Source organism: Leclercia sp. 29361 (assembly GCF_011290365.1).
GTDB classification, from domain to species: domain Bacteria; phylum Pseudomonadota; class Gammaproteobacteria; order Enterobacterales; family Enterobacteriaceae; genus Enterobacter; species Enterobacter tamurae.
Genome location: NZ_CP049786.1, coordinates 826,745 through 847,051, shown reverse-complemented (window position 1 = coordinate 847,051; position 20,307 = coordinate 826,745). Strand labels below are relative to the sequence as shown.

The following is a 20,307-nucleotide window of genomic DNA, read 5'->3' as shown; positions in this document are numbered from 1 at the left end:
CCCATGGAAAGACAAAAAGGATTTACCCTCATCGAGTTAATGGTGGTCATCGGTATCGTCGCCATTCTCAGCGCGATTGGCATTCCGGCTTACCAGAACTACCTGCGTAAAGCCGCTCTCACCGACATGCTGCAAACCTTTATGCCCTACCGTACCGCCGTCGAACTCTGCGCCCTCGATCATGGCGGAACTGAGCGCTGCGACGCAGGCGTCAACGGCATTCCCTCCCCGGCAACCAGCCGCTATGTCTCCGGGATGAGTATCGCCAAAGGTGCCGTCACCCTTACCGGCCAGGAGAGCCTGAATGGTCTCGAGGTAGTAATGACCCCGCAGTGGGATAATGGCAACGGCATCACCGGCTGGAAGCGACTCTGCACCGTGGGCGAGGACAGCGCGCTGAAGCAGGCCTGCGAAGAGGTGTTCCGCTTTACGGCTGAGCAGGAGAGCGGGCAATGAAGCCTGAACAGTTAACGGCGCTGTGTCGGCGTCATCACGCCCTGCTGCTGACCAGCGACCCGGACAGGATCAATATTGCGGTGGTCGGCAACCCGCCGACCGAATTGCTGGAGGCGTTACGTTTCGCGACGCAGAAAAGAATCGATATTGAATGCTGGACCGCCGAGCGCATGGAAAAGCAGCAGCAAACCACGTCGGAGGCACATCTGCCCGTGGTCAATACCTCGACGCGTTCCGCCACCGACCTTCTTAACCACACCCTGACTCACGCCCTGAGCCAGCGCGCGTCGGATATTCATATCGAGCCCACCGACGAGAGCTGGCAGATCCGCTTGCGCATTGACGGCGTGCTCTATCCGCAGCCGCCGCTCTCAGCCGAACTGGGCAAAACGCTAATCGCCCGGCTGAAGGTGCTGGGCAATCTGGACATCGCCGAACGTCGCTTACCCCAGGACGGGCAATTTACCGTCGAGCTTTCGGGATCGCCCGTCTCGTTTCGTATCGCCACGCTCCCCTGTCGCAGCGGCGAAAAAATCGTTCTGCGGCTTCTGCAGCAGGAGCAACAGACGCTGCAGCTCGAACAGTTGGGGATGAACGAGGCCCAGCAGCGACTCTTCGCCAGCGCGCTGAACAAATCCCAGGGACTGATTCTGGTGACTGGCCCCACCGGCAGCGGCAAAACCGTCACGCTTTATAGCGCATTGCAGGCCAGGAACACGCCCGAAGTAAACATCTGCAGCGTGGAAGATCCGGTCGAAATCCCGCTGGCGGGGCTCAATCAGACCCCCATTAACCCGCGGGCGGGGTTAACCTTTCAGAGCGTATTGCGGGCGTTTTTACGCCAGGATCCCGACATCATCATGGTGGGCGAAATTCGCGATGGCGAAACGGCGGAGATCGCCATCAACGCTGCCCAGACCGGCCATCTGGTGCTGTCGACGCTGCATACTAACTCCACTGCAGAGACGCTGGTTCGCCTGCAGCAGATGGGGGTGGCGCGCTGGATGATCTCCTCGGCGTTGTCTCTGGTGATCGCCCAGCGGCTGGTGCGCCGATTATGTCCCCATTGTCGTACTGAGTTGCGTCGGGATGCGCCGCTACCCCAGGCGCTGTGGCCTCGCCCTTTGCCGCACTGGCAGCCCGTGGGCTGCGACCGCTGCTATCACGGCTTTTATGGTCGGGTGGCAATCTTCGAGGTGATGGTCATCACCCGTGAGCTGCGCACCGCCATTGCCAGCGGCGCGCCGGTCGAAGAGATCGAAAAACTGGCCCGGCAGTCAGGCATGATCACGCTGTTTGAGCATGGCTGTATGGCGGTAGAGCAAGGCCACACCACCCTCGGGGAGCTGGTACAGATGCTGGGCGAATCGGATGACAGGTAATCAACTCTGGCGCTGGCGGGCGCTCACCCAGCAGGGGGAGCAGCAGACAGGCGCGCTCTGGGCGCCCGACAAACAGACGGCGTGGGATCTCCTCTCAGGCCGGGAGCTGGTTCCCCTTGAGCTCAGGCGCTGCCGGCAACAGACGCGCTGGCAGGCGCAGCACCGCTACGAGATGATCCACCAGTTGGCGACGCTACTGCAGGCGGGCTTAACGCTCTCGGCCGGTCTGGCGCTTCTGGCCCAGCAGCATCCGGCCCGACAGTGGCAGGCCTTACTGCAGAGCGTGGCCGACGATCTTAGCGCCGGATGTGCCTTTTCTGAAGCCATGAAAAAGTGGCCGCACGTCTTCCCTCCCCTCTATGTGTCGATGATCAAAACCGGGGAGCTGACCGGCAAGCTTGATGAGTGCTGTCGTCAACTGGCCCAGCAGCAAAAAACGCAGCAACAACTCAGCGCGAAGGTGAAAAAGGCGCTGCGCTATCCGATCATCATTCTCGCCCTGGCCGTCGCCGTAGTGCTGGCGATGGTGACCCTGGTGCTGCCGGAGTTTGCAGCGATCTATAAAACCTTCAATACGCCCCTACCGGCCCTGACCCGGGCCGTAATGGCACTGGCGACCACGCTTCAGGAGTGGGGGGCCGGACTGGTGTTAAGTCTGCTGGCGGCGGCATCTGGCCTGATGTTGGTTCGCCGCAACCGGCGGTGGCAACGTGCTAAGCAGCGTCTGCTGCTGAACAGCCCAGTGATTGGCCCGCTGGTGCGCGGGCAAAAGCTCAGCCAGATCTTTACCGTGCTGTCGCTCACCCAGCAGGCAGGCATCGCCTTTCTGCAGGGACTGGACAGTACCGAGGAGACGCTAACGTGCCCCTTCTGGCAGGAGACATTACAGGCGGCACGCCAGCGCATCATGCAGGGTGCGCCTATCTGGTCTGCCCTGAATGAAGCAGCGATCTTTACGCCGCTCTGCATTCAGCTCGTGCGTACTGGTGAAGCGTCGGGGTCGCTGGATATCATGCTGGCTAATCTGGCGCAGCATCATAATGAACAGACTTTTCAGCAGGCTGATAATCTGGCCTCGCTGCTGGAGCCGCTGCTGTTGATTGTGACGGGGTTAATTATCGGCACGCTGGTGGTCGCGATGTACCTGCCGATTTTCCATCTGGGGGATGCGATGAGTGCGGGATAACGCTGGCGCGAGATGCGCCAGCGAGAGTGTATTACAGGCTATTGAAAACGCGGTTTTCCTGTTCCTGAACGCGGATAAAGGTGGTGCGCTTGGTCAGCTCTTTCAGGCGGGATGCGCCCACGTAGGTACAGGCTGAACGCAGGCCACCCAGGATATCACGCGCGGTATTCTCAACCGGGCCGCGCAGTGGCAGTTTGACGGTTTTACCTTCTGCCGCACGATACTGAGCAACACCGCCTACGTGACGGTTCATCGCCGATTCAGAGCTCATGCCGTAGAACAGCATGAATTTTTCACCGTTTTCATCAACCACGGTACCGCCGCTCTCTTCGTGGCCTGCCAGCATACCGCCCAGCATGACGAAGTCTGCACCGCCACCAAAGGCTTTCGCCACGTCACCTGGCGTGGTGCAACCGCCGTCGCTGATGATCTGGCCGCCCAGGCCGTGAGCGGCATCAGCACACTCGATCACTGCGGAAAGCTGCGGATAGCCAACACCGGTTTTCACGCGGGTGGTGCAGACGGAACCCGGGCCAATGCCCACTTTCACGATATCGGCGCCGGACAGGATCAGCTCTTCACACATTTCACCGGTAACCACGTTACCCGCAATAATGGTTTTGGTCGGCCAGGCCTGACGCGCTTTGCTGACGAACTGCACGAAATGCTCAGAGTAACCATTGGCGACATCAATGCAGATGAAGTTCAGGTTCGGGTTGGCAATCAGGATCTGTTTCGTTTTTTCGAAATCGGCGTCAGAGGTGCCGGTGGAAACCATCACGTGCTTGAGCACGGTTTCAGATACCGAGCCTGCAAACGCATTCCACTCTTCAACGCTGTAGTGCTTATGCACCGCGGTCAGAATGTCGAAGGAGGCCAGTGCTTTTGCCATCGCAAACGTCCCAACCGTATCCATATTGGCGGCGATAACAGGCACGCCAGACCAGGTCTGACCGGAATGCTTAAAGGTGAATTCACGTTCGAGTTCAACGTCGGAGCGACTTTTCAGGGTAGAACGTTTAGGGCGGATAAGAACGTCTTTGAAACCTAACTTCAGATCTTCTTCGATACGCATTTGCGGATTCCTGGGGTACTGGGGTAAATGTCGAAAAACGAAACACACAACTCCAGTGACGCTATCATACGCACTAATACCTGTTGCGCAAGACTGCGAAATTCACTTTTTTTACGCTACAATCCTATAAATTTACCTGGTAAAAAGTCCGTAAGCAGAGCTTAACCATTGCCGTTAAAAGATTAAATCTTAAGCAATTGATATCAATAATGAATATTTCCCAGGATTTTAATTAATGGGGTACATCGTTGCATTAACGGGAGGCATTGGCAGTGGCAAAAGCACTGTGGCCGACGCCTTCTCACGTCTGGGTGTCACAATTATTGATGCCGATATCATTGCCCGCCAGGTGGTAGAGCCCGGTACACCTGCATTACACGCTATCGCAGAACATTTCGGCCACGACATGATTGCGCCCGACGGTACCTTAAACCGCCGGATGCTGCGTGAACGCATTTTCTCGCATCCTGCAGAAAAAGCCTGGCTTAATGCCCTGCTTCATCCGCTGATCCAGCAGGAGACGCAGAAGCAGATATCGCAGGCGACCTCCCCTTATGTACTCTGGGTCGTACCGCTTCTGGTGGAAAATAAGCTTCACGACAAAGCTGACCGGGTCCTGGTGGTGGATGTCTCTCCGACAACACAAATTCAGCGCACCATCGCCCGCGATAATGTCGGGCGCGAACATGCTGAACAAATTCTTGCCGCGCAGGCCACGCGTGAAGCGCGCCTTGCCGTCGCGGATGATGTTATTGATAATAACGGCGCACCGGATGCCATCGCCTCCGATGTTGCCCGCCTGCATCAGTACTACCTGGCGCAGGCCGTTTTACAGGAAAAAGCCTAATGCACACCCACGTTCTTTTTGAGCATCCCCTCAATGAAAAAATGCGTACCTGGCTGCGCATTGAGTTTTTAATCCAGCAGCTTTCAGGCCTCCTGCCGGTACACGACCACACCTCGGCGCTGCATTTTTTCCGTAACGTAAGCGACCTGCTGGATGTGTTAGAGCGTGGCGAAGTCCGCACTGAATTACTGAAAGAGCTGGAGCGTCAGCAGCGCAAATTGCAGGCATGGGCCGAAGTCCCGGGCGTGGATAACAGCCGCATCGACAGCCTGCGTCAGCAGCTGAAACACAACAGCACGGTATTGATGGCTGCGCCACGTATCGGCCAGTTTTTGCGGGAAGATCGCCTGGTAGCATTGGTTCGTCAGCGTCTGAGCATTCCTGGCGGCTGCTGCAGTTTCGATTTGCCGACCCTGCATATCTGGCTGCATATGCCGCAGGAGCAGCGCGATATCCAGGTCCAAAGCTGGCTCGGCAGCCTTGAGCCGCTGACGCAGGCGCTGTCGCTGATCCTCGATTTGATCCGCAACTCCGCGCCGTTCCGCAAGCAAACCAGCCTGAACGGGTTTTATCAGGATAACGGCGAGGATGCCGATCTGCTGCGCCTGCAGCTGACCCTTGCCGATCAGCTTTATCCGCAAATTTCAGGCCACAAGAGCCGCTTTGCGATTCGTTTCATGCCGCTCGACAGTGAACATGGTCTGGTGCCGGAACGTCTCGACTTTGAGCTGGCGTGTTGTTAAGGAGTCATGATGTCTGATGTTACTACCGTGAACTGCCCCACCTGTGGGAAGCCCGTCATCTGGGGCGAGCAGAGTCCTTTCCGTCCTTTTTGCTGCAAACGTTGCCAGCTGATCGATCTCGGTGAATGGGCGGCAGAGGAGAAACGTATCCCGAGCGAAGGCGATCACTCTGAAAGCGATGACTGGAGCGAAAGCCAGCAGTAACAGTATCAGCCTGCTGGCGCTTCGCTGAGCAGGCTTACTCGATACCCACTAAGCGGGTAATAACAGGCGCATTGGCCGGCGGGAATTTATCGGCATCACTTGCCTGAAGCGTAACCCAATTCCCCGGCTGCCCCTCTTTGCCCCACGGCTCCCCTTCCCAGTTTTCTACCAGCCAGAACCACAGCGTGATATGGCGATCGGGAAACGCATATTCCAGTTTATCGAACAGGGTCGCTCCAAGCGGGGTGATCCCCACCTCTTCCTGAAGCTCGCGTATCAGCGCCTGCTCCGGCGTTTCACCAGCCTCGATCTTCCCGCCGGGAAACTCCCATTTATTCGCCATGTGCGCATCGGCCGCACGCTGGGTAATAAAGATTTGATTATCGGAATTGCGAATGATCCCGACAGCGATTTGCAGTGTTTTCATTGTCCTGATTCCATAAAAAAGGCGCAGATATCTGCGCCTTTTCAGTTGGTTTAATGCTTAGCTCAGACGGCCATGGCACTGTTTGTATTTTTTACCTGAACCACATGGGCACGGATCGTTACGACCGACCTTACGCTCACCGGCCTGCGCAGCAATGGCGGCAGCGGCGGCTTCTTCGTCGTCCTGATGGCTGAGCTGCTGCATCTGGGCCAGACGTTCAGCCTCTTCGCGACGCTGCTGCTCCATCTCTTCCACTTCTTCCGGCATGCGCACCTGCACCTTACTCAGGGTGCTGATCACTTCGTATTTCAGGGATTCAAGCATCGCGGCAAACATGGCAAAGGATTCGCGCTTGTACTCCTGCTTCGGATCTTTTTGTGCATAGCCGCGCAGATGGATACCCTGACGCAGATAGTCCATCGCCGCCAGGTGCTCTTTCCACAGGGAGTCCAGAGTTTGCAGCATCACGCCTTTCTCGAAGTGACGCATCATCTCAGCGCCGACCACTTCTTCTTTACGCTGATAAACTTCAATGGCATTAGCAAAAATACGCTCGCGCAGGGTCTCTTCGTGCAGCTCCGGCTCTTTATCCAGCCACTCCTGGATAGGCATGTCGAGGTCGAAATCGTTTTTCAGACGCACCTGCAGGCCTTCGATATCCCACATCTCTTCCAGAGATTGCGGAGGAATGTGAGCATCGATGGTGGCTTTAAACACGTCTTCGCGGATGCTGTTGATGGTTTCGCTCACGTCGGACACGTCCAGCAGCTCGTTACGCTGGGTGTAAATCGCGCGACGCTGGTCGTTAGCCACGTCATCATACTCAAGCAGCTGCTTACGAATATCGAAGTTACGGCTTTCCACTTTACGCTGCGCGTTGGCGATGGCTTTGGTCACCCACGGGTGCTCGATCGCTTCGCCCGGCTTCATGCCCAGCTTACGCATCATGCCTGACACACGGTCAGAGGCGAAAATACGCATCAGCGCATCTTCCATCGACAGGTAGAAGCGGGATGAACCGGCATCACCCTGACGGCCTGCACGACCACGCAACTGGTTGTCGATACGACGGGATTCATGGCGTTCAGTACCGATGATGTGCAGACCGCCCGCAGCCAGTACGGCATCGTGACGAACCTGCCAGTCGGCTTTGATCTGCGCGATCTGTTCCGGGGTTGGATCTTCCAGCGCGGCCACTTCTGCCTGCCAGCTACCGCCCAGCATAATGTCAGTACCACGACCCGCCATGTTGGTAGCGATGGTCACCGCTGACGGATAACCCGCCTGGGCAACAATATCAGCCTCTTTGGCGTGGAACTTGGCGTTCAGAACGTTGTGCTTGATCCCGGCTTTGGTCAGCTCTTCGGAGACCACTTCCGATTTTTCGATGGAAATTGTCCCCACCAGAACTGGCTGGCCCGCGGCGGTACGGTCGCGAATATCTTCGATGATGGCCTGAATTTTTTCCGCTTCGGTCATGTAGACCAGATCCGGCATATCTTTACGGATCATCGGACGGTTGGTTGGCACCACCACGGTATCCAGCTTGTAGATAGAGCTGAATTCAAAGGCTTCGGTATCCGCCGTACCGGTCATCCCTGCCAGCTTCTCGTACAGACGGAAGTAGTTCTGGAAGGTGATAGATGCCAGCGTCTGGTTTTCGTTCTGGATATCGACGTTCTCTTTGGCTTCAACCGCCTGGTGCAGGCCGTCAGACCAGCGGCGACCCTGCATGGTACGGCCGGTGTGTTCGTCGACGATAATGACTTCGCCATCTTTAACGATGTAGTCCACGTCACGGGTAAAGAGCACGTGCGCACGCAGCGCTGCAGTCACGTGGTGCATCAGCATGATGTTGGTTGGAGAGTAAAGTGACTCACCCTCTTCCATAATGCCTTGCTGCACCAGCAACTCTTCAATCTGGACCAGACCACGTTCGGTCAGGTTTACCTGACGGGATTTTTCGTCCACGGAAAAGTGGCCTTCACCCTGGAAGCTATCGGAGTCCTCTTTTTCCTGACGGATCAGGTGAGGAATGATTTTGTCGACTTTGCGATACATCTCGGAGCTGTCTTCAGCCGGGCCGGAGATGATCAGCGGAGTACGGGCTTCATCGATCAGAATGGAGTCGACCTCATCCACCAGCGCATAGTGCAGTTTACGCTGAACGCGCTCTTCCGGGCTGAACGCCATGTTGTCACGCAGGTAGTCAAAACCGTATTCGTTGTTGGTGCCGTAAGTGATGTCCGCGCCGTAGGCTTCGCGTTTCGCCGGAGCCGGCAGGCCTGACATGTTGATCCCAACGCTCATGCCGAGGAATTCAAACAGTGGACGGTTGTTTTCGGCGTCACGCTGCGCCAGATAGTCGTTGACGGTAACGACGTGAACGCCTTTACCGGACAGGGCATTCAGGTAAGCAGGCAGGGTCGCGGTCAGGGTTTTACCTTCACCGGTACGCATCTCGGCGATGCAGCGGTCATTGAGGACCATACCGCCCAGCAGCTGCACGTCGAAGTGACGCATGCCAAACACACGCTTACTCGCTTCGCGGACAACGGCAAAGGCTTCCGGGATCAGACTTTCAACGGTTTCGCCTTTTTCAAGGCGGGCACGGAATTCGGCAGTTTTGCCTTTCAGTTCGTCATCGGAGAGTTTTTCCATTGCTGGCTCAAGGCCGTTGATGACGCTGACAGCTTTGCGCATGCGGCGCAAAGTACGATCGTTACGACTACCGAAAACTTTAGTTAGTAATTTGATTAACATAATAAATTCTCAAACGCCCCATCATGGGCAGTTAAATTAAGGTATTGAAAAGGGTTAATTTAGCTGAGGCGTTGAGGTCCGGCGCGGATGCCCTGTACCTGGCTAATCCAGGCCGACACGGAGAAAGCGGATGGGGGATAAAATGCGGTAAGGGCCACCTGACGAACAATGACCGGCGGCTCGCTCTGCTGGGTAAGCAGTGAGTTGAGCGTATCCAGCAGCGCCAGATGGTGCGCCTGAACCGGTAACGTCTCTTCAACAGCAGGCAACGCCTGCGGTGCCATGGCGAAAGAGAGATGGCGAATAACGGTGCGGATAGCGTGTTGATGCCAGTAATCTACCGTGTAATTCGGTCGGCGGTTCGCTTCCAGCAGGGCAAGGTTAGTGAAATTAACCCGCGTGTTCAGATCTTGTCGGGAGGTAGCGGTCTTCGCAGGATTAGCCGCTTCGGCATTGCTGCTGAGCGCGGGCAGGCCAAAACTCGCCGCGACCATCCCCAGAAGGAGATGCGGCCAGAAGTAACGTCTGCCAAATTGTCGCCAGCGCGTCAGAATTCCGCTCAATTGCCCCACCACAAGTAAGTAAGCCTTAAGACTCACCGTATGATTTTTATATTTTCGCGCCCAGATATTACCACTAAAGCTACTTTACAGCAGCAGTAATGAGGCACCGCAGAGGTTAAAAATGGTGATGAAATCAGCAAACGCGCCATTGACTACGGCAATTCAGAAAGGACAAAAACAAAAACGACTGGTCTTGCTGGCCGGAGAGAGTGCCAGGTCAACCAGTCGAATTTAGATAACGGGATCTACCGTTACGCCAGAACCGTGCTCGGTGCTTTGAATGCCAGTGGCAGTTCAGCTTCGTCTTCGAAGGTCACATATTCCCAGGCTTCCTGTTTTGCCAGAACAGCCTGCAACAGTTTGTTGTTCAGCGCGTGACCGGATTTATACGCGGTAAACGCACCAATGATATTGTGACCACACATGAACAGGTCCCCAATCGCATCCAGCATTTTGTGACGAACGAATTCATCTTCAAAACGCAGGCCGTCTTCGTTCAGTACGCGATAATCGTCAACAACGATGGCACAATCGAAGCTGCCGCCCAGGCACAGGCCGCGGGACTGCAGATATTCGATATCACGCATGAAACCGAAAGTACGTGCACGACTGATCTGACGCATAAACGCATCAGCAGAGAAGTTCATCGCATAGCGCTGGGTGCTGGAATCAATCGCCGGATGGTTGAAGTCGATGGTGAAGTCCAACGAAAAACCATTAAACGGCTTGAATTCAGCCCATTTGTCGCCATCCTGGACACGAACGGTCTCTTTGATACGCACAAATTTCTTCGCACTGTTCAGTTCTTCAATGCCAGCGTCCAGCAACAGATAAACGAACGGTGCAGCGCTGCCATCCATGATCGGGATTTCCGGCGCATCGACTTCGATAATGATATTGTCGATACCCAGACCCGCCAGGGCGGCATTCAGGTGCTCTACGGTAGAGATCCGCACGTCATGCTCGTTCACCAGGCAAGTACAGAGCATAGTATCACGCACAGATTTGGCATCAGCCGGGAAATCTACCGGTGGATTCAAGTCGGTGCGACGATAGATGACCCCGGTATTGGCCGGCGCAGGGCGCAACGTCAGCGTGACTTTCTTGCCGGTATGTAAACCGACACCAGTCGCCTGAACGATACGTTTTAATGTCCTTTGTTTGATCATCGTATAATCTCGCCAAGTTACTTATCCAACCGAGAGTGTATATCACTATCGGGCGGCCAGTTTAGCACAAAGAGCGTAAATTCCCTAATTCCAGCTAATTCTTAATCAGCTTGCTTACGCAGGAACGCTGGGATATCCAGATAATCCGGCTCTTTCTGGGTCTGGGTTGTATTGTCATTGACCACTTTCGCGGCCGGTTTCTGCTCTTGCGTCAGCGGTGCCATGCCGTGCGGCTGGTAGCGATCCATCACCGGCTGCTGAGCAGTTTTGTTAGTTACCAGGGTGATCTCAGGACGTTTGTCCATGCCGATACCGGTAGCAACAACCGTTACGCGCAGCTCATCGTTCATTTCCGGATCAAGGGAAGTACCGATTACTACGGTGGCGTTGTCAGAGGCGAACGCACGGATGGTGTTACCCACGGTTTCGAACTCATCAAGACGCAGGTCGAAGCCCGCGGTGATGTTGACCAGCACGCCACGTGCGCCAGAGAGATCGATATCTTCCAGCAGTGGAGAAGAGATCGCCATTTCAGCGGCTTCTTCTGCACGGTCTTCACCTTTCGCCACGCCGGAGCCCATCATCGCGTAGCCCATTTCGGACATCACGGTGCGCACGTCAGCAAAGTCGACGTTCATCAGACCCGGACGGGTGATCAGCTCAGCGATACCCTGGACTGCTCCCTTCAGCACATCGTTCGCTGCGCCAAAGGCGTCCAGCAGAGAGATGCCACGGCCCAGCACCTTCAGCAGCTTGTCGTTCGGGATAGTGATCAGCGAGTCCACATGCTTGGACAGCTCGGTGATACCCTGCTCGGCGAACGCCATACGCTTCTTGCCTTCAAAGTTGAAAGGCTTGGTCACGACAGCAACCGTCAGGATACCTAAATCTTTAGCAACTTCAGCAACCACTGGCGCAGCACCGGTTCCGGTACCACCGCCCATACCTGCGGCGATAAACACCATGTCTGCACCATCAAGCGCAGCACGCAGTGCCTCACGATCTTCTTCTGCAGCATTGCGGCCGACTTCCGGGTTTGCCCCAGCGCCCAGCCCTTTGGTGATGCCGCCACCGATTTGGATCGTCTGGCCAACCGCCGTCTTACGCAGTGCCTGCGCATCGGTGTTCACCGCGAAGAACTCTACACCTTCGATGCGCTCGCGCACCATGTGCTCTACAGCATTACCGCCGCCGCCACCGACGCCGATGACTTTAATCACCGCGTCGTTGGTCAGTTCCATAGGTTCAAACATAGTTTCTCTCCGTTTTGTGCCTGTCGCCCGAAACCGTTAATTTTCGCCGGTCTCTTACTAAAATTAAAATTCTTTTCGCAGCCAGGTGTTGATTCGTTTAAACCACGAACCTACCGACACGCGTTTTTCTACTTCTGCTTCACCACTGAGATGCGTTTCTTTCCCGTAATGAAGCAAGCCCACTGCCGTTGAATAATACGGCTCCTGAGCATAATCCGTCAGACCGGTGATGTTCAGCGGTGCGCCGATGCGCACCTGCGTATGGAAAACTCGCTGAGCACAGGCCGCAAGACCTTCAATTTGCGCCGCGCCGCCGGTTAATACAATCCCCGCCGCAAGATGGTGTTTGACACCCTGCTGGCGAAGCTGTTCCTGTAACTGCAAAATCTCTTCGTTGACCAGGTTGAGCAGCTCGGTATAACGCGGCTCAATGACCTCGGCTAACGTCTGGCGCTGCAGGCTGCGCGGTGGACGCCCACCGACGCTTGGCACTTCAACGCTCTCATCTTTGCCCACAATGGAGCCCAGTGCACAACCGTGGCGCACTTTAATTGCCTCTGCATCGCTCGGTGGCGTGCCAAAGGCGTAAGCGATATCGCTGGTCACCACGTTCCCCGCATACGGGATAACTTTGGTATGGCGCAGCGCACCACCGGTATAGACGGCCATGTCCATCGTACCACCACCGATATCCACTACACAGACGCCCAGTTCACGTTCGTCTTCGGTCAGCACAGAATAACTTGCCGCCAGACCGGCGAAAATCAGTTGGTCAACTTTAAGACCACAACGTTCCACAGCTTTGACAATGTTCTTCGCCATATCGTTGTGACATGTGATCAAGTGCACTTTTGCCTGCATACGTACGCCGGAAAGGCCTACCGGATTTTTAATCCCTTCTTGATAGTCGATCGCATACTCCTGCGGGATCACATGCAGAACGCGATGCTCGTCGCGAACGCGTACAGACTTGGCAGTATGCACGACGTTTTCGACGTCTTCCTGCGAGACTTCTTCTTCTGAGATCGGCACCATGCCAATCTCGTTCTGGCAGCTAATATGCTTGCCAGAGAGCGCCAGATACACGGAGGAAATCTGGCAATCTGCCATCAATTCGGCCTGATCGATGGCGCGCTGAACGCATTTCACCACCGACTCGAGGTCGTTTACCCCACCTTTATCCATACCACGAGACGGGCAGCTACCCACACCAATGATATTGACCATACCGTCGGGCAGAACTTCCCCTACTAAAGCGGCAACCTTCGCAGTGCCAATCTCCAGTCCTACTACCAGTTTTCTGTCCGTCGCCTTGATCATTGTTATTCTGCCTGTACCTGAGCCTGATTCTGTTGCTGATTAGGTTCCTCAACCGGCGCCGGGATCCACCCGACCGATGCGCCTGAGTCATAGCGCAAATCAACGTAGCTAATCCTTTTGCCTTCAGCCTGCCCCTGCTGCTGCAGAACGGGATAAAGTTCTACAAAACGGGCCAGACGCTTCATCGTGTCACCCCGGCCAAGATTCAGCTTAATGTCGTTCGTCAGCGTCAATTGCCAGGAACGACGCGCAGTCATGGCGGCTTGTTTCAGGGTAAAACGATCTTTAGCCAGCACTTGCCCCATGTTACGGAAACCTTCAAGCACTTCATTTTCGCTGCCTTCCGGACCATATAACATGGGTAAATTTTGCTTGCTGACACGATCGGCCGGGACGCTGAAAGAAATTCCATCTACGTCAACCATATGCTGATCATTCCAACGCGCAATGGGTACATATTCAACCAGATGAATCTTCAATTCATCCGGCCACTGCTTTCTGACGCTCGCCTGTTTAATCCATGGCAAGCGTTCAATCTGGCTCTGGATAATATTCACGTCCTGCGTCATGAAGGTGCCGGGCGATCCTAATGCCAGAATAGACTGCCGGATATCATCATTACGCGTGTAGTGACGGTCACCCGTCACCACCAGTTTCGACAGAGGTAGACGTTGTGCATCTTCCATCCAGCCGAGCACCATCCAGCCGCTGACAAACACCGTACACAGCACGGCGAGCAGGAAGGTGATCCCTGCAAGACGCGTTCCATTACTCCGACGCGAAGAAGAATACTCTTCTTCTTCGTCACGGTTTCGCGTGTTCAGCGCAGCCTGAGACATATCAGCCCGCCTGGTCCAGAATGCGAACCACGAGCTGCGAGAAACTCATTCCCGCCTGGCGCGCCGCCATCGGCACCAGGCTATGGCTGGTCATCCCCGGCGAAGTATTGGCTTCCAGCAGATAAAACTGCCCATCACTATCCTGCATCACGTCGATTCGTCCCCAGCCACGGCAGCCAAGTACATGCCAGGCTTTGAGCACCAGAGCGTTTAAAAGGGTCTCACGCTCCGCTTCCAGACCACTTGGGCAGAAATATTGCGTCTCATCAGAGAGATACTTCGCCTCATAATCATAGAAGGTTCCAGCTGGTTGGATACGAATTGACGGTAAAATTTCTTCACCGAGCATCGCAACGGTAAATTCCGGTCCGCTGAGCCATTTTTCTATCAGAACTTCTTCATCATGTTGAAATGCCAGCGCTAATGCAGATGATATATCGCCTGCTTCGTCAACTTTAGACATTCCTACGCTTGAGCCTTCACGGCTCGGCTTAACGATTACCGGTAATCCCAGCGCCGCAATACGTTCAGTGACGCTAGCATCAAGGCCCTGCTCAAATTCACGACGGGTCAGTGCCACCCATGGCGCAACCGGCAAACCGGCCCCCTGCCACAGCAATTTGCTGCGCAGTTTGTCCATGGAGATGGCCGAGGCCATTACGCCGCTGCCGGTATATGGCAGGCCGATGATGTCCAGCAAGCCCTGCAGCGTACCGTCTTCACCGCCGCGGCCATGCAGGGCGATAAAGACTTTAGCAAAACCCATCTCTTTCAGGCGCGTCACGTCAGTCTCTTTCGGATCGACCAGGTGCGCATCAACGCCGCCTTCACGAAGACCTGCCAGTACCGCAGCACCGGAATTCAGGGAAACCTCGCGCTCTGCAGAGGTGCCGCCAGAGAGGACCGCAATCTTATCAGCCATGACGCTCTTCCTCCGAAATTTGCGGCTTAAGTTTGATTTCGGCCAGCGTACGGGCGATCTTGCCGATATTTCCCGCACCCTGCACCAGAATCAAATCATTGCCGGTCAACACCGGGGCAAGCATCGCGGCTGCCTGGGCATGATCGGAGACCAGAATCGGGTCAATCTTGCCGCGGCCGCGAATGGTGCGGCACAGGGAGCGACTGTCAGCGCCCGGAATGGCCGCTTCGCCCGCGGAGTAAACATCCAGCATCAGCAGGGCATCAACCTGTGACAGCACGTTAGCAAAATCGTCGTACAGGTCACGGGTACGGGTATAGCGGTGTGGCTGGAACACCATCACCAGATTTTTGTCCGGCCAGCCCGCGCGCGCCGCTTTGATCGTCGCATCCACTTCGGTCGGGTGGTGGCCGTAGTCATCAACCAGCATCGCGGTGCCGCTTTTTCCGTTAACAGTTTCCAGTGGGAACTCGCCGAGGAAATCGAAACGACGACCGGTACCCTGGAAGCTTTCCAGCGCCCGCAGAATGGCTTCGTCTTCAATGCCTTCTTCTGTAGCTACCGCAACGGCCGCTGCAGCGTTCAGGGCGTTGTGACGGCCTGGGGCATTCAGCGTGACCTGCAGCAGCTCTTTATCCTGACGCGCGAGGGTGAAATGCCCCTGCGCACCGACCTGCTTGTAGCTTTCCACACGCACGTCAGCGTCTTCGCTGAAACCGTAAGTAGTGATCTGACGACCGACGCGCGGCAGCAGCTCGCGGATCACCGGGTCGTCAACGCACATTACCGCCCGTCCATAAAACGGCAGATTGTGGAGAAAGTTTATGAATGTTTGCTTTAAATTTTCGAAGTCGCCCTGGTAGGTATCCATATGGTCAGCTTCGATGTTGGTGACAATCGCTACCATCGGCTGCAGATGCAGGAAGGACGCGTCGCTTTCATCTGCTTCGGCAATCAGATAACGACTGTTGCCCAGGCGGGCGTGCACGCCTGCGGCTTTCACCAGACCGCCGTTGACGAAGGTCGGATCGAGGCCCGCTTCGGCATAAATACTGGAGACCATCGCCGTGGTGGTGGTTTTACCGTGAGTACCGGCGATGGCGATGCCGTGACGAAAACGCATCAGCTCGGCCAGCATCTCGGCACGGCGGATCACCGGGATACGCGCTTCGTGTGCGGCAACGATTTCCGGATTGTCGGCAGAGATGGCGCTGGAGACTACAACCACGCTGGCATCAAGGACGTTTTCCGGGCGATGGTTAAAATAGATGGTCGCACCAAGGGACGCCAACTGTTGCGTAACAGGGTTCGGCGCCAGATCGGAACCGCTGATCTGGTAGCCTTCATTCGCCAGCACTTCGGCAATACCGCCCATACCGGCGCCGCCGATGCCAACAAAGTGAATGTGCCGGACGCGACGCATCTCGGGCACGATTGAACGCAGTTTCGCCAGTTGTTGTGTATTCATTCTCTAAACGCCATCGACTACTTCAAAAAATTCGTGCAGCGCAACACGCGCTGCGAGGGTTAAACCTGGGCTGCCAGGCTCACTTCTTTCGCCACCCGCTCCGTTGCATCCGGGATCGCTGCGGCACGTGCGTGCTGCGCCATCTCCAGTAATGTCTCCCGGTTCCAGCCCGCCAGGGTGGTGGCGACCGCGTCTGCGGTGAACTGCGGCTGTTCAAAAATTTTCGCGGCGCCGGCTTTCTCAAGCGGCAACGCATTCCAGTACTGCTGACGATCTTTGTGCTGGAACGGCACAAACAGCGCCGGTAAGCCTGCGGCGGCAATTTCGCTCACCGTCAGCGCGCCGGAGCGGCAGACCACGACATCGGCCCAGGCATACGCCGCCGCCATGTCGTCGATAAATTCAGTCACTTTATGCTGCGGCTGGCCCGCGTCGGCATACGCCTGTTCGACCGTTTGCTGACCGCCCTTCCCGCTTTGATGCCAGATGGTCACCGCGTCACCGAGCTTCGCTGCGACTTGCGGTAGCGTCTGGTTCAGAATGCGCGCGCCCTGAGAGCCGCCCACCACCAGCACACGCACCGGACCTTCACGTCCGACAAGACGCTCCTGCGGCAACGGCAGCGCCAGCACGTCTACACGCACCGGATTGCCCACCACGTCCGCTTTCGGAAATGCGCCGGGGAAAGCCTGCATCACTTTGCTGGCGATCCGGGAGAGCCACTTGTTGGTCAGGCCAGCAATACCGTTCTGCTCATGCAGCACAACCGGGATCCCTAGCGACCATGCCGCCAGTCCGCCTGGACCGGAGACATACCCGCCCATTCCCAGCACCACGTCCGGCTTAAAACGCTTCATGATCGCCCGCGCCTGGCGCCAGGCGTTGAAAATGCGCACCGGTGCCAGCAGCAGAGCTTTAATCCCCTTGCCACGCAGGCCGGAGATATGGATAAAGTCGATCTCAATCCCGTGCTTCGGCACCAGATCGGCCTCCATGCGGTCTGCGGTTCCCAGCCAGCGTACCTGCCAGCCCTGATCCATTAAATGGTGCGCAACCGCCAGTCCCGGGAACACATGTCCGCCGGTACCGCCTGCCATCACCATTAACCGCTTCGGTTGATTCATCGTGAACCTCGTGTAAACGCCTGGGCATTTTCCAGACGCGTTTCATAATCTATGCGTAGCAAAAACATAATGGCGGTCGACATGATCAACAGACTCGAACCACCATAACTGATTAACGGCAACGTCAGACCCTTGGTTGGCAGCATACCTGCTGCGGCACCGACGTTAACTAAAGCCTGAAAACTGAACCAGATACCGATTGAACAGGCCAAAAAACCCGAGAAACGGTGGTCGATAACCAGTGCTTTCCGGCCGATCGACATCGCACGGAAAGCCACGAAGAATACCATTAAAAGTGCCAGTACCACACCGATATAACCCAGTTCTTCCCCAATAATGGAGAAGATGAAGTCGGTATGCGCCTCGGGTAAATACTCGAGTTTTTGCACGGAATTCCCCAGCCCCTGGCCCCATACTTCACCGCGGCCAAAGGCCATCAGTGACTGGGTCAGCTGATAGCCGCTGCCGAACGGATCTTCCCACGGGTTCCAGAAAGAGGTCACACGGCGGATACGATACGGCTCGGCAAGGATCAGCAGCACCACCGCCGAAATCCCCATCCCGATGATGGCGATGAACTGCCACAGTTTTGCTCCGGCCAGGAACAGCATCGCCAGGGTGGTTACGAACAGCACTACTACGGTACCGAGGTCAGGCTGGGCCAACAGCAGCACCGCCAGCACAAGGATCACGCCCATCGGTTTTAAGAAGCCGCGCAGGTTGTTGCGGACCTCATCCACCTTACGCACCAGGTAGTTGGCGAGATAGCAGAACAGCGACAGCTTGGTGAACTCCGCAGGTTGTATACGCAGCGGACCGAAGGCAATCCAGCGTGATGCCCCGTTCACCGAGCTACCCACCACCAGCACAATCAGCAGCATGACGATCGAGGCGATCAGCATTGCCGTACTGTGGCGCTGCCAGAATGACATCGGCAGACGTAACGTCACCATCGCCAGACAGAACGCCAGGATGATGTACAGCCCGTCACGCTTGGCGAACAGGAAGGGATCGTTAGCCAGACGCTGCCCGACGGGCATCGAGGCCGAGGTCACCATAATAAAGCCAATCGCCGCCAGCCCCAGCGTGAGCCAGAGCAGCATGCGGTCGTACATAATCAGGCTATCGGAATCTTTATCCCGGGAGCCCATGACCCAGCCCTTTAACGCCGACGAGATCCACATCAGGATGCCAAATCCTGGCATCCGGGGCATCCGGGGCATTCTCAGGCGAGGGAGAGAGAAGCGCATCAGCCTAACTCCTTCGCCAGGCGGGTAAAGAGATCGCCGCGTTGCTCGAAGTTCTTAAACTGGTCGAGACTGGCGCAGGCCGGGGAAAGCAGCACCATGTCGCCCGGCTTCACGCGCGGGGCAATCAGCCGCATCGCCTGCTCCATGGTGTCGGTTTGCTCGGCAACGTCCGGACGCAGCGCCGCCAGTTCGGCACCGTCACGGCCAAAGCAGTAGAGACGCACGTTGTCACCGCCGAGGTACTGCTTCAGCGAAGAGAAATCAGCCGATTTGCCGTCGCCACCCAGCAGCAGATGCAGGGTGCCATCAATGTGCAGACCATTCAGCGCCGCTTCGGTGCTGCCGACGTTGGTGGCTTTTGAATCGTTGATCCAGCGTACGCCGTTATGCTCCAGCGCCAGCTGGAAACGATGCGCCAGACCGCTAAAGGTAGTCAGGGCTTTCAGGCTGGTGGCGCGCGGCAGACCGGCGGCATCCGCCAGCGCCAGTGCGGCCAGCGCGTTGGTATAGTTATGCTGACCCGTCAGGTGCATCTCTTTCACGTTCAGCACCTTCTCACCCTTCACCCGTAGCCAGGTTTCGCCCTGCTGACGGTTCAGGTGATAGTCGCCCATATTGATGCCAAAGCTCACGCAGCGTTCGTCCGCCCCGCGTACCGGCATGGTCAGCGCATCATCGGCGTTCACCACGCAGACATGGGCATTTTCATAGACACGCAGCTTGGCGGCACGATACTGCTGCAGGCCAAACGGATAGCGATCCATATGGTCTTCGGTCACGTTGAGGATGGTCGCCGCCACCGCCTGCAGGCTGGATGTGGTTTCCAGCTGGAAGCTGGAGAGCTCAAGGATGTACAGCTCACGGGCCGCATCCAGCAGCATCAACGCTGGCAGGCCGATATTGCCGCCCACGCCCACATTGACGCCCGCCGCTTTCGCCATTTCACCTATCAGGCTGGTAACGGTGCTTTTGCCGTTAGATCCGGTAATGGCCACAATGGGCGCCTGGGCTTCACGGCAGAACAGTTCGATATCACCGACGATCTCGACGCCCGCGTCCGCCGCAGCGCTTAATGCCGGATGAGCCAGGGCGATACCCGGGCTGGCGACAATCAGATCCGCGGCGTTGAGCCACGTTTCATTCAGACCACCAAGGTGGCGTTCAACCTGCTCCGGCAGTTTATCCAGACCAGGCGGAGAGACACGCGTATCCATTACGCGAGGCGTCACACCCCGCGCGAGGAAAAAGTCCACGCAGGAGAGGCCGGTTAAGCCTAACCCGATGATGACGACTTTTTTACCCTGGTAATCTGCCAT

The 20,307-nt window shown here is 56.4% G+C and carries 19 protein-coding genes; 6 read left to right on the top strand and 13 right to left on the bottom strand.

The window, feature by feature from the left end; genetic code table 11:
- Positions 1-3 precede the first annotated feature (3 nt).
- Genes ppdD through hofC form a run of 3 tightly spaced genes read left to right on the top strand, consistent with a single transcriptional unit; the run spans position 4 to position 3,024 of the window.
- Positions 4-456, top strand: coding sequence for a prepilin peptidase-dependent pilin (gene ppdD, locus G7090_RS04010; protein ID WP_106994253.1), 453 nt, complete (start codon positions 4-6; stop codon positions 454-456).
- Positions 453-1,838, top strand: coding sequence for a type II secretion system protein GspE (gene gspE / locus G7090_RS04005; RefSeq protein ID WP_166181606.1), 1,386 nt, complete (start codon positions 453-455; stop codon positions 1,836-1,838). Before ppdD ends, gspE begins: the two co-directional genes overlap by 4 nt.
- Positions 1,828-3,024, top strand: coding sequence for a protein transport protein HofC (hofC, locus tag G7090_RS04000; RefSeq protein ID WP_166181605.1), 1,197 nt, complete (start codon positions 1,828-1,830; stop codon positions 3,022-3,024). The genes gspE and hofC overlap by 11 nt, the downstream gene beginning before the upstream one ends.
- A 31-nt stretch (positions 3,025-3,055) precedes the next feature.
- Here hofC and G7090_RS03995 read toward each other — a convergent pair whose 3' ends face one another.
- Positions 3,056-4,099 (bottom strand): GMP reductase, encoded by a 1,044-nt coding sequence (locus G7090_RS03995; protein WP_106994250.1) that lies wholly within the window; start codon positions 4,097-4,099, stop codon positions 3,056-3,058.
- A 235-nt stretch (positions 4,100-4,334) separates the two neighbouring features.
- Between G7090_RS03995 and coaE the strand changes: the two genes are divergently transcribed.
- Genes coaE through yacG form a run of 3 tightly spaced genes read left to right on the top strand, consistent with a single transcriptional unit; the run spans position 4,335 to position 5,893 of the window.
- A complete protein-coding gene (gene coaE, locus G7090_RS03990) occupies positions 4,335-4,946 on the top strand; it encodes a dephospho-CoA kinase (protein WP_106994249.1) in 612 nt (203 codons plus the stop codon).
- The gene (gene zapD, locus G7090_RS03985) at positions 4,946-5,689 is read left to right on the top strand and encodes a cell division protein ZapD (protein WP_166181604.1); all 744 of its coding nucleotides are present in this window, start codon (positions 4,946-4,948) and stop codon (positions 5,687-5,689) included. Before coaE ends, zapD begins: the two co-directional genes overlap by 1 nt.
- Before the next feature lie 9 nt (positions 5,690-5,698).
- A complete protein-coding gene (yacG, locus tag G7090_RS03980; RefSeq protein ID WP_106994247.1) occupies positions 5,699-5,893 on the top strand; it encodes a DNA gyrase inhibitor YacG in 195 nt (64 codons plus the stop codon).
- A 34-nt stretch (positions 5,894-5,927) separates the two neighbouring features.
- Here yacG and mutT read toward each other — a convergent pair whose 3' ends face one another.
- From mutT to murD, 12 genes are all read right to left on the bottom strand, one after another.
- Positions 5,928-6,320, bottom strand: coding sequence for an 8-oxo-dGTP diphosphatase MutT (gene mutT, locus G7090_RS03975; protein WP_166181603.1), 393 nt, complete (start codon positions 6,318-6,320; stop codon positions 5,928-5,930).
- A gap of 57 nt (positions 6,321-6,377) precedes the next feature.
- Positions 6,378-9,083 carry a preprotein translocase subunit SecA gene (gene secA, locus G7090_RS03970; RefSeq protein WP_106994245.1) on the bottom strand — a complete coding sequence of 902 codons (2,706 nt, stop codon included), beginning with the start codon at positions 9,081-9,083 and terminating at the stop codon, positions 6,378-6,380.
- A gap of 59 nt (positions 9,084-9,142) precedes the next feature.
- Positions 9,143-9,646 (bottom strand): secA translation cis-regulator SecM, encoded by a 504-nt coding sequence (secM, locus tag G7090_RS03965; RefSeq protein ID WP_166181602.1) that lies wholly within the window; start codon positions 9,644-9,646, stop codon positions 9,143-9,145.
- A 251-nt stretch (positions 9,647-9,897) separates the two neighbouring features.
- Positions 9,898-10,815 carry a UDP-3-O-acyl-N-acetylglucosamine deacetylase gene (gene lpxC, locus G7090_RS03960; RefSeq protein WP_166181601.1) on the bottom strand — a complete coding sequence of 306 codons (918 nt, stop codon included), beginning with the start codon at positions 10,813-10,815 and terminating at the stop codon, positions 9,898-9,900.
- A gap of 101 nt (positions 10,816-10,916) precedes the next feature.
- On the bottom strand, positions 10,917-12,068 hold the full coding sequence (ftsZ, locus tag G7090_RS03955) for a cell division protein FtsZ (protein ID WP_032616544.1): 1,152 nt from the start codon (positions 12,066-12,068) through the stop codon (positions 10,917-10,919).
- 63 nt (positions 12,069-12,131) lie between these two features.
- Positions 12,132-13,388, bottom strand: coding sequence for a cell division protein FtsA (gene ftsA / locus G7090_RS03950; RefSeq protein ID WP_106994244.1), 1,257 nt, complete (start codon positions 13,386-13,388; stop codon positions 12,132-12,134).
- Between the two features lie 2 nt (positions 13,389-13,390).
- A complete protein-coding gene (ftsQ, locus tag G7090_RS03945; RefSeq protein WP_106994243.1) occupies positions 13,391-14,227 on the bottom strand; it encodes a cell division protein FtsQ in 837 nt (278 codons plus the stop codon).
- Position 14,228: 1 nt separating this feature from the next.
- Entirely contained in the window at positions 14,229-15,149 is a 921-nt protein-coding gene (locus G7090_RS03940; RefSeq protein WP_166181600.1) for a D-alanine--D-alanine ligase, read from the bottom strand.
- Positions 15,142-16,617, bottom strand: coding sequence for a UDP-N-acetylmuramate--L-alanine ligase (gene murC, locus G7090_RS03935; protein ID WP_166181599.1), 1,476 nt, complete (start codon positions 16,615-16,617; stop codon positions 15,142-15,144). Before murC ends, G7090_RS03940 begins: the two co-directional genes overlap by 8 nt.
- 59 nt (positions 16,618-16,676) lie before the next feature.
- Entirely contained in the window at positions 16,677-17,741 is a 1,065-nt protein-coding gene (murG, locus tag G7090_RS03930; protein ID WP_166181598.1) for an undecaprenyldiphospho-muramoylpentapeptide beta-N-acetylglucosaminyltransferase, read from the bottom strand.
- The gene (ftsW, locus tag G7090_RS03925; protein WP_166181597.1) at positions 17,738-18,991 is read right to left on the bottom strand and encodes a cell division protein FtsW; all 1,254 of its coding nucleotides are present in this window, start codon (positions 18,989-18,991) and stop codon (positions 17,738-17,740) included. Before ftsW ends, murG begins: the two co-directional genes overlap by 4 nt.
- Positions 18,991-20,307 (bottom strand): UDP-N-acetylmuramoyl-L-alanine--D-glutamate ligase, encoded by a 1,317-nt coding sequence (gene murD, locus G7090_RS03920; RefSeq protein WP_166181596.1) that lies wholly within the window; start codon positions 20,305-20,307, stop codon positions 18,991-18,993. The genes ftsW and murD overlap by 1 nt, the downstream gene beginning before the upstream one ends.

Excerpts from the sequence above, each read along its gene's own strand:
- ppdD (WP_106994253.1), top strand. The coding sequence starts at position 4 with ATGGAAAGACAAAAAGGATTTACCCTCATCGAGTTAATGGTGGTCATC.
- gspE (WP_166181606.1), top strand. The coding sequence starts at position 453 with ATGAAGCCTGAACAGTTAACGGCGCTGTGTCGGCGTCATCACGCCCTG.
- hofC (WP_166181605.1), top strand. The coding sequence starts at position 1,828 with ATGACAGGTAATCAACTCTGGCGCTGGCGGGCGCTCACCCAGCAGGGG.
- G7090_RS03995 (WP_106994250.1), bottom strand. The coding sequence starts at position 4,099 with ATGCGTATCGAAGAAGATCTGAAGTTAGGTTTCAAAGACGTTCTTATC.
- coaE (WP_106994249.1), top strand. The coding sequence starts at position 4,335 with ATGGGGTACATCGTTGCATTAACGGGAGGCATTGGCAGTGGCAAAAGC.
- zapD (WP_166181604.1), top strand. The coding sequence starts at position 4,946 with ATGCACACCCACGTTCTTTTTGAGCATCCCCTCAATGAAAAAATGCGT.
- yacG (WP_106994247.1), top strand. The coding sequence starts at position 5,699 with ATGTCTGATGTTACTACCGTGAACTGCCCCACCTGTGGGAAGCCCGTC.
- mutT (WP_166181603.1), bottom strand. The coding sequence starts at position 6,320 with ATGAAAACACTGCAAATCGCTGTCGGGATCATTCGCAATTCCGATAAT.
- secA (WP_106994245.1), bottom strand. The coding sequence starts at position 9,083 with ATGTTAATCAAATTACTAACTAAAGTTTTCGGTAGTCGTAACGATCGT.
- lpxC (WP_166181601.1), bottom strand. The coding sequence starts at position 10,815 with ATGATCAAACAAAGGACATTAAAACGTATCGTTCAGGCGACTGGTGTC.
- ftsZ (WP_032616544.1), bottom strand. The coding sequence starts at position 12,068 with ATGTTTGAACCTATGGAACTGACCAACGACGCGGTGATTAAAGTCATC.
- ftsA (WP_106994244.1), bottom strand. The coding sequence starts at position 13,388 with ATGATCAAGGCGACGGACAGAAAACTGGTAGTAGGACTGGAGATTGGC.
- ftsQ (WP_106994243.1), bottom strand. The coding sequence starts at position 14,227 with ATGTCTCAGGCTGCGCTGAACACGCGAAACCGTGACGAAGAAGAAGAG.
- G7090_RS03940 (WP_166181600.1), bottom strand. The coding sequence starts at position 15,149 with ATGGCTGATAAGATTGCGGTCCTCTCTGGCGGCACCTCTGCAGAGCGC.
- murC (WP_166181599.1), bottom strand. The coding sequence starts at position 16,617 with ATGAATACACAACAACTGGCGAAACTGCGTTCAATCGTGCCCGAGATG.
- murG (WP_166181598.1), bottom strand. The coding sequence starts at position 17,741 with ATGAATCAACCGAAGCGGTTAATGGTGATGGCAGGCGGTACCGGCGGA.
- ftsW (WP_166181597.1), bottom strand. The coding sequence starts at position 18,991 with ATGCGCTTCTCTCTCCCTCGCCTGAGAATGCCCCGGATGCCCCGGATG.
- murD (WP_166181596.1), bottom strand. The coding sequence starts at position 20,307 with ATGGCAGATTACCAGGGTAAAAAAGTCGTCATCATCGGGTTAGGCTTA.